The following is a 14910-nucleotide window of genomic DNA, read 5'->3' as shown; positions in this document are numbered from 1 at the left end:
ATTCCTCGGTCAGCCAGTAGTCGGAACTGTACTACCGTTTCTGTCGGGCGCAACAACTCGGCCCTCCAGATAGACTGTGATCCAGGCCGGTTCATCGGCACGGAGAGATCGAGTGACAAAATTTCCATCTTCATTAACTTCGCCCAAGGCCGGTTGCCAAGGCTGCCAGCAAAGCGAGCCGCTGGGCTTCGAGTTTGCCTTCGCCTATCAACCCATCGTCGATCTGCGCGATCAGTCGATCTTCGCCAACGAAGCGCTGGTTCGGGGTGTGGCCGGTGAAGGCGCGTTCACCGTGTTGGATCAAGTTACAGAAGACAACCGCTACCGTTTCGACCAGCTCTGCCGCACCCGCGCCATCGAAGGCGCGGCCACTCTAAATATGCAGACACACTTGTCGATCAACTTCATGCCCAACGCGGTCTATCGTCCAGAGTTATGCATTCGCAGCACTCTGGAGGCGGCAAAAAAACACAATTTCCCGATCGACCGATTGATTTTCGAAACCCTGGAAAGCGAGCACGTAGATAACTATCGCCATTTGACCAATATTCTGCGTGAATACCGCGAATTCGGCTTCAAGACCGCCATCGATGACTTCGGTGCCGGTTATTCGGGGCTCAATCTGCTGGCTGATTTCCAACCGGATCTGATCAAACTCGACATGGCGCTGATCCGCGATGTCGATCGCGACCGTGTTCGTCAGGCGATCGTTCGGGGGATTGTCACAATCTGTGCGGAGTTGGACGTTACAGTCATTGCCGAAGGCATTGAGAGCGCCGGTGAACGGGATTTCCTGGCGGACTGTGGAATATTTCTGATGCAAGGCTACTGGTTCGCCAGACCTGCATTCAAAGCGTTGGCCCAGGTAGCACCTGAGGCCTGGACGCGTTAATCGTTGGTTTTTATCTATTGAAGACATTTGACCATTTGACCGTTGTCGGTCTGCGCGAGTGGGTGGCGCTCCCGGATTTGGGAGTCGCGGGCCTGCGGGCGAAAATCGACACCGGGGCAAGCACCTCCAGTCTGCATGCCACCGACATCGAACCGTTCGAACGCGACGGCGAGAAATGGGTGCGTTTCACCGCGCACTTGGGCACGGTGGTGCAGTTACGTCACCGCCGCTGCGAAGCGCCGCTGGTGACGCGCAAAACCATTAAAAGCTCCAACGGCCATGCGCAGGTGCGCTACGTGATAAGCACCACCCTGGCCTTGGGTGATCGGGTCTGGCCGGTCGAGTTCACTCTCGCCTGCCGCAAGTCCATGCGTTATCGCCTGTTACTCGGTTCCAAAGCCCTGATCGATGGCCAGTTGGTGGTCAATCCGGGTATCAAATATGTACAAGACAAGCCGGTGTTCCCGGTATCTACCTCCTCCACAGGTGTTGCATGAAGATCGCTGTGCTGTCGCGGAACCCGCGTCTGTATTCCACCCGCCGTCTGGTCGAAGCCGGAACCGAGCGCGGGCATGAAATGGTAGTGATCGACACGTTGCGCGCCTACATGAACATCGCCAGCCACAAGCCGCAGATCCACTATCGCGGCAAACCGCTGGAAGGTTTCGACGCGGTGATTCCGCGGATCGGTGCGTCGGTGACGTTCTATGGCTGCGCCGTGTTGCGTCAGTTTGAAATGATGGGGGTGTTCCCGCTCAACGAATCGGTGGCGATTGCCCGTTCCCGGGACAAATTGCGTTCGCTGCAATTGCTCTCGCGTCGCGGCATCGGTTTGCCGGTCACCGGGTTTGCTCACTCGCCGGATGACATTCCCGATCTGATCGACATGGTCAACGGCGCGCCGCTGGTGATCAAAGTGCTGGAAGGCACCCAAGGCATCGGTGTGGTGCTGTGCGAAACCGCGACCGCTGCGGAATCGGTGATCGAAGCGTTCATGGGCCTGAAGCAGAACATCATGGTGCAGGAGTACATCAAGGAAGCGGGCGGCGCGGATATTCGTTGCTTCGTGGTCGGCGACAAGGTGATCGCGGCGATGAAGCGTCAGGCGAAACCGGGTGAGTTCCGTTCCAATCTGCACCGTGGCGGCAGCGCGAGCCTGATCAAGATCACGCCGGAAGAACGCATGACCGCGTTGCGTGCGGCGAAGGTCATGGGCCTGGCGGTGGCGGGTGTGGATATTCTGCGTTCCAATCACGGGCCGCTGGTGATGGAAGTGAACTCGTCGCCGGGGCTGGAAGGGATTGAGACCACCACCGGGAAGAATGTGGCGGGGATCATCATTGAGCATCTGGAAAAGAATGGTGGGCCGAATATGACGCGCACCAAAGGCAAGGGCTAGAGCGAAGAGCAAAGAGCAAAGAGCCCCTCACCCTAACCCTCTCCCGAAGGGAGAGGGGACTGATTGGGGGATATTGGAAAACTCCGCCGACATGATCGATCTTTACCGAATCCATAATCGACTCGGAATTTCAGGTCGATGTATGACGCCAGACACCTCGGTCAGCTCCCTCTCCCTCCGGGAGAGGGCTGGGGTGAGGGTTTTACGGTTTAAACGGCATCCCGAGGCAACATCAACCCCAGCGGCAACCTGACTCGCGCCTCCAATCCACCCCCGGACCGGTTGCGCAACTCAACATTGCCGCCATGCATCGAAGCAATCCGCTTCACAATCGCCAGACCCAAGCCAGTACCCTTCCCGCCCCGAGCACGATCGCCGCGAGTAAACGGATTAAAGATCGCCTCGAGCTCTGAAGGATCAATCCCCGCCCCTCGATCCATCACGCTCAGCACCACATACGGCGCGCTGACATCACCGCTCACATAAGCCGCAACTTCCACGCTGCTGCCGGCATGGTTCAGGGCGTTGCCGATCAGGTTATTGAGCAAGCGCTTCATCGACACCCGACGCAACGGAAACGGCTGAATCGGCTCCAGACGCAAACGGACTTTCTCTTCATTCTGGTTGTAAGGCGCTGCCACCTCACGCACCAGATCGCTGAGATCGACCTCTTCCACGGACTCGTCACGACCATCACGAATAAACGCGAGGAACTGGTCGAGAATCGCGTCCATGTCCTCGATGTCACGCACCATGTCGTCAGTCAGGTCGTTGCGATCGCCCATCAATTCCAGCGACAGCCGCAGACGCGTCAATGGTGTGCGCAAATCGTGGGAAACCCCCGCCAGCATGAGCTCGCGCTCCCGTCCGGCCTGCTCGACGTCTTCAGCCATCTGGTTAAAGGCGCGATACACCTCGGTCATTTCGCTCGGCGTATCGCTGATCGGCAGACGCACGCTGCGGCCCTGACCGAGTTGCCGCGCAGCGAAGACCAAGCGTTTCAACGGCTGGTTGAGCTGACTGACGAAAATCCATGCCGACGCTGTCGATAGCAAACCAATGGCGAGGAACCAGCCGAGCACGTTCCAGATTTTCTGGCCGCGCAAGGGATGCGGGTACAACGGCACTTTCAGCCAGCCATCACCGAGGCTCGGCGCGCGAACCCACAGCGCTGGCGGCGAATGCATGCGCAAGCGCACTTCGGTGTCGGCGCCCAGCTCCGCCTGCATCTGCCGCTGGTAGATTTCGCTGTACGGCCAATGCTGTTCGCCTTCCGGCACGCCAGCGCCGACCACGCGGATCAGGGTCGCGGCATCGGCAATCTTCGCGCGGTTTTCTTCGTCGGCGGCCCAATAGGCGCGCAGCGTCAGAGCGACGCCGTGGCTGTATTGACGATCCACCAGCACGTCCTCGTTCATCAACAGATAAACCAGGGTCAGCGCTTTGGAAAACAGCACGACGATGAGCACCAGCCAGAGGGTGCGGGAGAAAAAACTTTGGGGGAACCAGACGGGGGTTTTCATGAATAACCGCTACACACTTGCAGGAGCGAGCAATGCTCGCATATTGCGGATTGCGAGTCTGCGGGCCGGGTCATTCAACCCGGGCCCGACAGACCCGCTCCTACAAATCGCCGATCACTTGGTGGCGGCGCCATCCGGTACGAACACGTAGCCCACGCCCCAGACAGTCTGGATGTAGCGCGGCTTGGATGGATCGGGTTCGATCATCCGGCGCAGACGCGAGATCTGTACGTCGATGGAACGCTCGAGGGCATCCCACTCGCGGCCACGGGCCAGGTTCATCAGCTTGTCGCGGGTCAGTGGCTGACGCGCGTTCATCACCAGAGCCTTGAGTACCGCAAACTCACCGGTGGTGAGCATGTGCACTTCGTCGCCGCGCTTCAGTTCGCGGGTAGCCAGCGACAACACGTAATCACCGAAGGTGACGTTTTCGTCTTCGCTGCCCGGCGCGCCTGGCACCGGTGCGGCCTGACGACGCAGAACGGCTTTGACCCGGGCCATCAGCTCGTCCGGGTTGAACGGCTTGGCCAGATAGTCATCGGCGCCCAGTTCCAGGCCCTTGATGCGGCTGATCTCATCGCCCTTGGCGGTGAGCATGATGATCGGGATCTGATTGTTCGCGGCGCGCAGGCGGCGGCAAGCGGTCAGGCCGTCTTCGCCCGGCAGCATCAGGTCGAGGACGACCAGATTGAACACTTCACGCGACAACAGACGATCCATCTGTTCGGTGTTCGGAACGGTACGGGCGCGGTAGCCCTTGCTGACGAAGAAACGTTCCAGCAGGCTGCTCAGCCCCGGATCGTCATCAACGATAAGAATTTTTTCGCCTTCAGCAGTTTGTGCAGTGCTGCTCATTAGATGCTCCTTTTAGCTCGGCGCGCATTATGGCGTAGCTGCCGTTATACGCACCGTGTGCATTGTTAGCAGATTTTTCCTTCACTGCCAGAAAACCGGGGTTTATGCCTACAGACTGCAACACCCCCGAATGGCAGAACGCTGGTTATAATGCGCGGCGTTTTGTGCCAGGCAACGTCTGAATCGTTACCGCAGGTGATCGCCGGTTTTTTTCATGGCAACCGCAGTAATTGTTCGATTTCACGGGTCAATGGGGTGCCTTTTGACCCAGGCAGCGGCCATCTTCATGCCGCTCAACCAGACTCCGGGCCTTTATTTTCGCGCCTGCGAGCCTGCTTTCACAATATGTCAGGTGGTTTTATGGACAGCATCAACAGCCGCATCGCCGAGGAACTCGGCGTACGCCCACAACAGGTCGAAGCGGCCGTCGCGCTACTCGATGAAGGCTCAACCGTTCCCTTCATCGCCCGTTACCGGAAAGAAGTCACCGGCAGCCTCGATGACACCCAGTTGCGTCATCTGGAAGAGCGCCTGCGCTACCTGCGAGAACTCGACGAACGGCGCATCAGCATCCTCGCCAGCATCGAAGAGCAAGGCAAACTCACCCCGCAACTTGAGCGTGACATCAAGCTTGCCGACACCAAAACCCGCCTCGAAGACTTGTACCTGCCGTACAAGCAGAAGCGCCGCACCAAGGGCCAGATCGCCCTGGAAGCCGGCCTCGGCGACCTCGCGGATGGCCTGTTCAACGACCCGAACCTGGCCCCGGAAACCGAAGCCGCGCGCTTCGTTGATGCCGAAAAAGGCGTGGCCGATGTCAAGGCAGCTCTCGAAGGCGCCAAGTACATCCTCATGGAACGCTTCGCCGAAGACGCCAGCCTGCTGGAAAAATTGCGTAACTACCTGAAACAGGAAGCCACCCTCAGTGCCCGCGTTATCGCTGGCAAAGAAGAGGAAGGCGCCAAGTTCCGCGACTACTTCGAACACGACGAACCACTGAAAAGCATGCCGTCGCACCGCGCGCTGGCCATTTTCCGAGGCCGCAACGAAGGCATTCTCAGTTCTGCGCTGAAAGTCGGCGACGAGCTGCCGGGCACCATGCACCCGTGCGAAGGCATGATCGGCCAGCAATTCAACATCCAGAACCAGAACCGCCCGGCCGACAAATGGCTCGGCGAAGTGGTGCGCTGGACGTGGAAGGTCAAGCTCTACACGCACCTGGAAACCGACCTGCTCGGCGAGTTGCGTGACGGCGCCGAAACCGAGGCGATCAACGTCTTCGCCCACAACCTGCACGACCTGCTACTGGCCGCCCCGGCCGGCCCGCGCGCTACTCTGGGCCTCGACCCGGGCCTGCGTACCGGTTGCAAGGTGGCCGTGGTCGACTCGACCGGCAAGATGCTCGACCACGCCACGGTTTACCCGCACGTGCCGCACAACAAGTGGGATCAGACCATCGCCATCCTGGCCGCCCTGTGCGCCAAGCACTCGGTTGACCTGATCGCCATCGGCAACGGCACCGCCAGCCGCGAAACCGACAAACTGGCGATCGAGCTGATCAAAAAATACCCGGCGATGAAAATGACCAAGGTCATGGTTTCCGAGGCCGGCGCATCGGTGTACTCGGCATCGGAACTGGCGGCCAAGGAGTTCCCGGATCTCGACGTGTCGATCCGTGGCGCCGTGTCCATCGCCCGTCGTCTGCAGGATCCACTGGCAGAACTGGTGAAAATCGATCCGAAATCCATCGGTGTCGGCCAGTATCAGCACGACGTTTCGCAGCTGAAACTGGCGCGTGGTCTGGATGCAGTGGTTGAAGACTGTGTGAACGCCGTCGGCGTGGACGTGAACACCGCTTCGGTGGCGCTGCTGGCGCGTATCTCCGGCCTCAACTCGACGCTGGCGCAGAACATCGTCGCTCACCGCGATGAGCACGGCGCGTTCAAAACCCGTGCAGCCCTGAAGAAAGTCGCGCGTCTGGGCGAAAAAACCTTCGAACAGGCGGCCGGTTTCTTGCGCGTGATGAACGGCGACAACCCGCTGGATTCCTCGGCGGTTCACCCGGAAGCCTATCCGCTGGTGCAGCGCATTGCCGCTGAAACCGACCGCGACATCCGTTCGCTGATCGGCGATGCAAGCTTCCTCAAGCGTCTGGATCCGAAGAAATTCACCGACGAGACCTTCGGTCTGCCCACCGTCACCGACATTCTGCAAGAGCTGGAAAAACCGGGCCGCGACCCGCGTCCGGAGTTCAAGACAGCCGAGTTCCAGGAAGGCGTTGAAGACCTGAAAGATCTGCAACTGGGGATGATCCTTGAAGGCGTCGTCACCAACGTGACCGCGTTCGGTGCCTTCGTCGACATCGGCGTGCATCAGGACGGTCTGGTGCACATTTCGGCGCTGTCGGAGAAATTCATCAAGGATCCACGCGAAGCGGTGAAGGCCGGTGACGTGGTGAAAGTGAAGGTCATGGAAGTCGATATCCCGCGCAAACGCGTTGGCCTGTCGATGCGCATGGGCGACACTCCGGGCGAGAAAATCGACGGTGCGCGTGGCTCGCGTCCGGGCTCGGCCCAGCGCCAGCCTTCGAACAACGCGCCACGCAAGGAAACCGCCACCGCCGCGCCGGTGAACAATGCGATGGCCTCGTTGTTCGCCAACGCCAAGCAGTTGAAGAAACGCTGATGGAAATTCCGGCCGGGCTCGTCGAGAGCGCGTTTTTCAAGCTGTTGGGCTGCCGCCTGCACAGCCTGGAAACCGGGGTGGCGCAAGTCGCCCTGGTGCTGGAACCGGAACTGCGCAATCGCGGCGGCAAATTGCACGGTGGCGCGCTGTTCAGTCTGGTCGACATCGCCATGGGGCTGGCCTGTTCCAGCACTCACGGCTTCGATCAGCAGAGCGCGACCATCGAGTGCAAGATCAACTATATCCGCGCCGTTTCCGACGGCGAGGTCATGTGCACGGCGCGGGTCATCCACCCGGGCCGTCGCACGTTGGTGGTTGAAGCCGACGTGATGCAGGGCGACAAACTGGTCGCAAAAGCACAAGGCACGTTCGCTGTCCTGTAGCTACCGGTCATCATTTTGAGTTAATTTCGGCGCAATGAATCCTGTAGGAGCTGCCGCAGGCTACGATCTTTTGATTTTGTTTTTCAATAGCAAGATCAAAAGATCGCAGCCTTCGGCAGCTCCTACAGGGTATGTGTGCGGCTGACCGGCTAGAAAAACCAGGCGATAACGCCAGTTTCAACTTCACCCTTGTAGACCGTCCTGCCCACCCCCATATTGGGGCGACTGACGCGTGAAGGAATCCAAATTGAGCGAACTTCTCAACCGCCGCCTGGCTCTGCTCGGCGAGCGCGCTAACCTCTCTCTGCTCGAGCAGTGCCTGCACGGTATCGAACGTGAATGCCTGCGCGTGACCAGCGAAGGTCGCCTGGCGCAAACGCCGCACCCCGAAGCCTTGGGTTCCGCGCTGACCAACGAACAGATCACCACCGACTACTCCGAGTCGCTGCTGGAATTCATCACGCCCGCCCTGCCCGACCCGGCTGATACGCTGGCGAGCCTGGACAAGATTCACCGTTTTGCCTACAGCAAACTCGGCAACGAGTACCTGTGGAGTCCATCGATGCCGTGCCCGTTGCCGGCCGAGGAAGACATCCCGATTGCCTATTACGGCACCTCCAACATCGGTCAGCTCAAGTACGTCTATCGCAAGGGCCTGGCCCTGCGTTACGGCAAGACCATGCAGTGCATTGCCGGGATTCACTACAACTTCTCCCTGCCGGAAAAGCTCTGGCCGCTGCTGCGTGAAACCGAAGGGTTTGTCGGCACCGACCGCGATTTCCAGTCGTTTTCCTACATCGCGCTGATCCGTAATTTCCGTCGCTACAGCTGGCTGCTGATGTACCTGTTCGGTGCCTCGCCTGCGCTGGACGCCGGTTTCCTGCGTGGTCGTTCGCATCAACTCGAACAACTCGATCCGGACACCCTGTATCTGCCGTACGCGACCAGCCTGCGTATGAGCGACCTCGGTTACCAGAGCAACGCTCAGGCCGGCCTGACGCCGTGCTACAACGACCTGGCGAGCTACACCGACAGCCTGCGCAAAGCCGTGGCCACGCCTTACGCGCCGTATGTTGAAGTCGGCACGCACAAGGATGGTGAGTGGGTGCAGCTCAACACCAACATCCTGCAGATCGAAAACGAGTACTACTCCAACATCCGCCCGAAACGCGTGACCTACACCGGCGAGCGGCCGATTCAGGCGCTGGTGGCCCGTGGCATTCAATACGTTGAAGTGCGTTGCCTGGACATCAACCCGTTCCTGCCGATGGGCATCGACCTGACCGAGTCGCGCTTCCTCGACGCGTTCCTGCTGTTCTGCGCGCTGAACGATAGCCCGCTGCTTACCAATACTTCGTGCGGCAACGCCACGTCGAACTTCCTCAGCGTGGTCAAGGAAGGTCGCCGTCCGGGTCTGGAGTTGCAGCGTGACGGTGAGTCGGTCGAGATGAAGACCTGGGCTGCCGAACTGCTGGAACAAATCGCCCCGCTGGCGGCGTTGCTGGATCAGAGCCATGGCGGCGATGCGCACAGCAAGGCGCTGGATACGCAACTGGCCAAGGTCAGTGATCCGTCCCTGACGCCATCCGCGCAGGTTTTGGCGGCGATGGCTGAGCATAAGGAAAGCTTTGCGCAGTTCTCGTTGCGTCAGAGTCAGGCGCACGCGGAGTTTTTCCGTAGCGAGCCGTTGGCGGCGGATGAGCAGGCGAAGTTTGAGGAGCTGGCACGTACTTCGCTGGCCGCGCAGGCTGAGCTGGAGCAGAACGAGGTGGGGGATTTTGATGTGTTTGTCGGGTCGTATCAGGCGAGTATTTTGGCGATCAGCAACTGAAGAGCCCCTCACCCTAGCCCTCTCCCCGAGGGAGAGGGGACGGACCGCGTTGTTGATGCGAAGTACGCCGACCTGAACTACCGAGCCGAACTCAGGCCTTGAAAAGCACAGAGATCGGCCCCCTTCCCCTCGCCCCCTTGGGGGAGAGGGCTGGGGTGAGGGGGCAAAGATCTAACGTCGAACGCTAGATCCGAGATATCCACAATTTTGATCGTTCCCACGCTCCGCGTGGTAACGCCTCAAGGGACGCTCCGCGTCCAGGTGACGCGGAGCGTCACCGGCTGCATTCCCACGCAGAGCGTAGGAACGATCTGCCCCCATCTAAGATTTTTCCGCTCATAAGCTCATTCGAAAAAGTTATTTATTTACTGATTCTTAGATCATTTAGTCTCCTTTCACGCCGACGCTCGGTCGCCTGATATGGAGCTCTTCAATGAAACTGAATTTCCCGCTTCGCCTGCTCGCCGTAGCCTCTCTGGCTGCCGCGAGTTTTCTGGCTCAGGCCGCCGACCTCACCGTCGCCTACCAAACCACCGTTGACCCGGCGAAAGTCGCTCAGGCCGACGGCGCTTACGAAAAAGCCACCAAAGCCGACATTGCCTGGCGCAAGTTCGACAACGGCGCCGACATCATCGCCGCCATCGCTTCCGGCGACGTGCAGATTGGCTACCTCGGTTCGAGCCCGCTGACCGCCGCGATCACCCGCAAAGTCCCGGTCGAAACCTTCCTCATCGCCACTCAGATCGGCGCCGCCGAAGCACTGGTCGCGCGCGACGGTTCCGGCATCAAGACCCCGCAGGATCTGGTCGGCAAGAAAATCGCCGTGCCATTCGTATCGACCGGTCACTACAGCCTGCTCGCCGCGTTGAAGCACTGGAACATCGATCCATCGAAAGTCACCATCCTCAACCTCGCGCCCCCAGCTATCGTTGCTGCGTGGAAACGCGGCGATATCGACGCCACTTACGTTTGGGATCCGGCACTCGGCGTGGCCAAAGAAAACGGCAAAGTGCTGATCACCTCCGGCGAACTGGCCAAGTTCGGCGCGCCGACTTTCGATGCGTGGATCGTGCGCAAAGACTTCGCCGAGAAGCACCCGGAAATCGTCACCGCATTCGCCAAGGTTACCCTCGACGCCTACGCCGACTACCGCAAAGACCCGAAAGCCTGGCTCGCCGATCAATCCAACGTCGACAAATTGGTGAAACTCTCTGGCGCCAAGGCCAGCGACATCCCATTGCTGCTGCAAGGCAACGTCTACCCGCTCGCAGCTGATCAGGTCGTCACCCTCGGCGCGCCGACCACCAAAGCCATTACCGACACCGCTGCGTTCCTCAAGGAGCAAGGCAAGGTCGAAGCCGTTCTGCCGGACTACGCGCCGTACGTCAGCGCCAAATTCATCACCAACTGATCGGGAGTTAACCGCGATGGCCTTGCTACAGCTGGAGCGCATCAGCGCACAGTACCCGGGCAGCCCCGAACCGGTGCTGGCGGATATTTCTCTGACCCTGGGGCCTCAGCAATTGCTGGTCGCCCTCGGCCCGTCCGGCAGTGGCAAGACTTCGCTGTTGAACCTGATTGCCGGTTTCGTCGAACCGAGCGCCGGGCGCATCACCCTCGACGGCGTGCCGGTCAAAGGCCCGAGCGCCGAACGTGGCGTGGTGTTCCAGGACGACGCGTTGCTGCCTTGGCAGGACGTGTTGGCCAACGTCGCATTCGGTCTGGAACTTGCCGGTGTCGCCAGGGACAAGCGCGAAAAGATCGCCCGCGAAATGCTCGCGCTGGTCGATCTTTCCGGTTTCGAAAGCCGCCGTATCTGGCAACTCTCCGGTGGTCAGAAACAACGCGTCGGCCTCGCCCGCGCCCTCGCCGCTGACCCGCGTGTATTGCTGATGGACGAGCCTTTCGGTGCCCTCGACGCGTTCACCCGCGAGCAGATGCAGGAACTGTTGCTGCAAGTCTGGCAGCGCACGGCCAAGCCGGTTTTCCTGATTACCCACGACATTGAAGAAGCGGTGTTCCTCGCCACTGACCTGATTCTGCTCGCGCCGAATCCGGGGCAGATCGTCGAGCGTCTGCACCTGGATTTCGGTCAGCGTTACGCCGCCGGCGAGTCCGCCCGCGCGATCAAATCCGATCCGCGTTTTATCGAAACCCGTGAACACGTGCTGAGCAAAGTGTTCTCGCAACGCAGCGCCGGGCAACGGCAGGAGCGCGCATGAGCAGTTACGACGTTTCCTCGGCGGCGGTAAAACCGGTTAGCGCATCGGTGGTGATTCCGCTGCGCCGCAGCCTCAGCACGCGCTGGATCAGCCTGTTGACGCTGTTCACTTTGGTGGCGATCTGGTGGGCAGTGACTGCCACCGGTCTGATCGAACCATTGTTCCTGCCGCCGCCGTCCGCCGTGCTGCAAAAGGGTTGGTTGCTGGCGACCACCGGTTACATGGATTCGACGTTGTGGCAGCACCTTGGTGCGAGCCTGAGCCGTATCGGTCTTGGTCTGGGTTTTGCGATTCTGACCGCTGTGCCGGTGGGCATTGCGATCGGCGCCAACCGCATCGCCCGTGGTGTGCTCGATCCGCTGATCGAGTTCTACCGCCCGATTCCGCCGTTGGCTTATCTGCCGCTGATTGTGATCTGGTGCGGCATCGGTGAGTTGTCGAAAGTGCTGCTGATTTATCTGGCGATTTTCGCGCCGATTGCCATCGCTACCGCAACCGGTGTGCGCACGGTTGATCCGGCGAAATTGCGCGCGGCGCAGTCGTTGGGTGCGACGCGTTTGCAGCTTATTCGCCATGTGATTTTGCCGAGCGCGTTGCCGGACATTCTCACTGGCGTGCGCATTGGTCTGGGTGTTGGCTGGTCGACGCTGGTCGCCGCTGAATTAATCGCTGCCACCAGTGGCCTGGGTTTCATGGTGCAGTCGGCCGCGCAATTCCTGGTCACCGATGTCGTGGTGCTGGGGATTCTGGTCATCGCCCTGATCGCCTTCGCCATGGAAATGGGCCTGCGCGCCCTGCAACGCAAACTGGTGCCATGGCACGGCCAGGCCCACTAAAACATCTTTTTGAATCCCCCCTGTAGGAGCTGCCGAAGGCTGCGATCTTTTGATCTTGATCCTCTTAAAAACAAGATCAAAAGATCGCAGCCTGCGGCAGCTCCTACAGGGTGGTGGTTATCCGGAATTGAAGAGAAAGACCATGAGCAGCCTCAACATCACCCCATTAAGCTCGGCCCTCGGCGCACAGATCAGCGGCGTCGACATCAGCCAGCCACTGAGCCTGGAACACCGCGACGCGATCGAGCAGGCGCTGCTCAAATACCAGGTTTTGTTCTTCCGCAACCAACCAATCGAGCCTTCGCAACAGGCGCGTTTCGCTGCGTACTTTGGCGACCTGCACATTCACCCGATCTACCCGAACGTGCCGGAACAACCGGAAGTGCTGATCCTCGACACCGCCGTCACCGACGTGCGCGACAACGCGATCTGGCACACCGACGTGACGTTCCTGCCGACGCCGGCGATGGGCGCGGTGCTCAGCGCCAAGTTGCTGCCGGAGTTTGGTGGCGACACGTTGTGGGCCAGCGGGATTGCTGCGTATGAAGCGCTGTCGGCGCCGATGAAAAGTTTGCTCGAAGGGCTGACCGCGACTCACGATTTCACTCGTTCGTTTCCGCTGGAACGCTACGGCAACACGCCTGAAGCGCTGGCGCAGTGGGAAGAGGCGCGACGCAAGAATCCACCGCTGTCACACCCGGTGATTCGCACGCATCCGGTCAGCGGGCGGCGCTCGTTGTTCGTCAATGAAGGGTTCACGTCGAAGATCAATGAGCTGTCGGAAACCGAGAGCGAGGCGATTCTGAAGTTCCTGTTCGCCCATGCGACGCGGCCGGAATTCACCATTCGCTGGCGCTGGCAGCAGGACGATATTGCGTTCTGGGACAACCGCGTGACCCAGCATTACGCGGTAGATGATTACCGCCCGGCGCGGCGGGTGATGCAGCGGGCGACGGTGTTGGGGGATGTGCCGTTTTTTTAGGATCAAAAGATCGCAGCCTGCGGCAGCTCCTACCTTGATCGTTCCCACGCTCTGCGTGGGAACGCCGCCCGAGACGCTCTGCGTCCCATCTAAAGCCGAACGTAGAGCGTCCGTGGATGCACTCCCACGCGGAGCGTGGGAACGATCAGCTTCGAGAGGCTCACTCCGCCGTCGAAGGCCTCTCCCACAGATTGATCCCGCCCTCTTGGGCAAACCGGTCAATCTCCGCCAGCTCTTCCGCGCTAAAACTCAGATTCTTCAACGCCCCAACGTTCTCGATAATCTGCTCCGGCCGACTCGCACCAATCAACGCCGAGGTCACCCGAGGATCGCGCAGCGTCCACGCCAGCGCCAGTTGCGCCAGGCTCTGACCGCGACGCTTGGCGATCTCATTCAACGCCCGCACATGAGCGATGTTGGCCTCTGACAAATGCGAAGCCTGCAACGAACCACCGCCCGGACGATTGACCCGCGCATCCGCCGGCACGCCGTTGAGATATTTGTCGGTGAGCAGACCTTGCGCCAACGGAGTGAACGCAATCACGCCCGTGCCGAGTTCATCGGTGGTGTCGAGCAGATCTTTTTCCACCCAGCGATTGAGCAGGTTGTACGCCGGTTGATGAATCAACAACGGCACTTTCCACTCTTGCAACAGCGCGGCCATCTCGCGGGTTTTCACGCCCGAATACGACGAGATCCCGATGTACAACGCCTTGCCCTGTTGCACCGCAGTGGCGAGGGCGCTGGCGGTTTCTTCCAGTGGGGTGTCCGGGTCGAAGCGGTGCGAATAGAAGATATCCACATAGTCCAGACCGAGGCGTTGCAGGCTCTGGTCGAGGCTGGCCAGCACGTACTTGCGCGAGCCGCCGCCCTGACCGTAAGGGCCGGGCCACATGTCCCAACCGGCCTTGCTGGAGATGATCAGTTCGTCGCGGTATTGCTTGAAGTCTTCACGCAGCAGGCGGCCGAAATTGATCTCGGCGCTGCCGTACGGCGGGCCATAGTTGTTGGCCAGGTCGAAGTGGTTGATGCCCAGATCGAACGCGGTGCGCAGCAGGGAGCGCTGGGTGTCGATCGGCGTGCTGTCACCGAAGTTGTGCCACAGGCCCAGCGACAGCGCCGGCAGCACCAGACCGCTGCGCCCGACGCGGCGGTAAGGGATGGAGTCATAGCGATTTTCGGCAGCGGTGTAAGTCATCGAATCCTCTCTTGTCTGTCTTTTAGTCATCTGAAACCGAACACCTTTGTGGCGAGGGGATTTATCCCCGTTGGGTGGCGAAGCCGCCCCAAAACCTGAAACTT

At 60.0% G+C, this 14910-nt stretch carries 13 protein-coding genes; 10 read left to right on the top strand and 3 right to left on the bottom strand.

The features are described 5' to 3' along the window. Positions 1-112 precede the first annotated feature (112 nt). From rimA to rimK, 3 genes are read left to right on the top strand one after another with little or no spacing between them, the layout of a single operon-like run. Positions 113-892 carry a S6 modification regulatory phosphodiesterase RimA gene (gene rimA, locus KFS80_RS10480; RefSeq protein WP_212544758.1) on the top strand — a complete coding sequence of 260 codons (780 nt, stop codon included), beginning with the start codon at positions 113-115 and terminating at the stop codon, positions 890-892. 17 nt (positions 893-909) lie between these two features. Continuing rightward, entirely contained in the window at positions 910-1389 is a 480-nt protein-coding gene (gene rimB / locus KFS80_RS10475) for a retropepsin-like aspartic endopeptidase RimB (protein WP_007917936.1), read from the top strand. After that, positions 1386-2291, top strand: a complete 906-nt coding sequence (gene rimK / locus KFS80_RS10470; protein ID WP_007949201.1) for a 30S ribosomal protein S6--L-glutamate ligase — start codon at positions 1386-1388, stop codon at positions 2289-2291. The genes rimB and rimK overlap by 4 nt, the downstream gene beginning before the upstream one ends. Positions 2292-2500: 209 nt before the next feature. Here the strand turns inward: rimK and KFS80_RS10465 are convergent, their stop codons facing one another. Next, a complete protein-coding gene (locus KFS80_RS10465) occupies positions 2501-3814 on the bottom strand; it encodes an ATP-binding protein (protein ID WP_053116529.1) in 1314 nt (437 codons plus the stop codon). 114 nt (positions 3815-3928) lie between these two features. After that, positions 3929-4669 (bottom strand): osmolarity response regulator transcription factor OmpR, encoded by a 741-nt coding sequence (gene ompR, locus KFS80_RS10460; protein WP_008080479.1) that lies wholly within the window; start codon positions 4667-4669, stop codon positions 3929-3931. Positions 4670-5029: 360 nt separating this feature from the next. Here ompR and KFS80_RS10455 point away from each other — a divergent pair, with 360 nt between their 5' ends. From KFS80_RS10455 to tauD, 7 genes are all read left to right on the top strand, one after another. After that, positions 5030-7354: a Tex family protein gene (locus KFS80_RS10455; RefSeq protein ID WP_159812003.1), complete on the top strand. Its 2325-nt coding sequence runs from the start codon at positions 5030-5032 to the stop codon at positions 7352-7354. Continuing rightward, on the top strand, positions 7354-7737 hold the full coding sequence (locus KFS80_RS10450) for a PaaI family thioesterase (RefSeq protein ID WP_053116527.1): 384 nt from the start codon (positions 7354-7356) through the stop codon (positions 7735-7737). Before KFS80_RS10455 ends, KFS80_RS10450 begins: the two co-directional genes overlap by 1 nt. A gap of 247 nt (positions 7738-7984) precedes the next feature. Next, on the top strand, positions 7985-9568 hold the full coding sequence (gshA, locus tag KFS80_RS10445; RefSeq protein ID WP_212544757.1) for a glutamate--cysteine ligase: 1584 nt from the start codon (positions 7985-7987) through the stop codon (positions 9566-9568). A 433-nt stretch (positions 9569-10001) separates the two neighbouring features. Then, the gene (gene tauA, locus KFS80_RS10440) at positions 10002-10979 is read left to right on the top strand and encodes a taurine ABC transporter substrate-binding protein (RefSeq protein ID WP_159812001.1); all 978 of its coding nucleotides are present in this window, start codon (positions 10002-10004) and stop codon (positions 10977-10979) included. 16 nt (positions 10980-10995) lie between these two features. Continuing rightward, positions 10996-11790 (top strand): taurine ABC transporter ATP-binding subunit, encoded by a 795-nt coding sequence (gene tauB / locus KFS80_RS10435; RefSeq protein WP_159812000.1) that lies wholly within the window; start codon positions 10996-10998, stop codon positions 11788-11790. Further along, the gene (tauC, locus tag KFS80_RS10430) at positions 11787-12626 is read left to right on the top strand and encodes a taurine ABC transporter permease TauC (protein ID WP_212544756.1); all 840 of its coding nucleotides are present in this window, start codon (positions 11787-11789) and stop codon (positions 12624-12626) included. Before tauB ends, tauC begins: the two co-directional genes overlap by 4 nt. A gap of 142 nt (positions 12627-12768) precedes the next feature. Next, on the top strand, positions 12769-13608 hold the full coding sequence (gene tauD / locus KFS80_RS10425) for a taurine dioxygenase (protein ID WP_212544755.1): 840 nt from the start codon (positions 12769-12771) through the stop codon (positions 13606-13608). Positions 13609-13768: 160 nt separating this feature from the next. Here tauD and mgrA read toward each other — a convergent pair whose 3' ends face one another. After that, positions 13769-14806, bottom strand: coding sequence for an L-glyceraldehyde 3-phosphate reductase (gene mgrA, locus KFS80_RS10420; RefSeq protein WP_212544754.1), 1038 nt, complete (start codon positions 14804-14806; stop codon positions 13769-13771). Positions 14807-14910: the final 104 nt, after the last annotated feature.

The organism is Pseudomonas rustica (assembly GCF_018336155.1).
Taxonomy (GTDB): Bacteria; Pseudomonadota; Gammaproteobacteria; order Pseudomonadales; family Pseudomonadaceae; genus Aquipseudomonas; species Aquipseudomonas rustica.
This window is presented reverse-complemented; position numbering and strand designations above follow the sequence as displayed.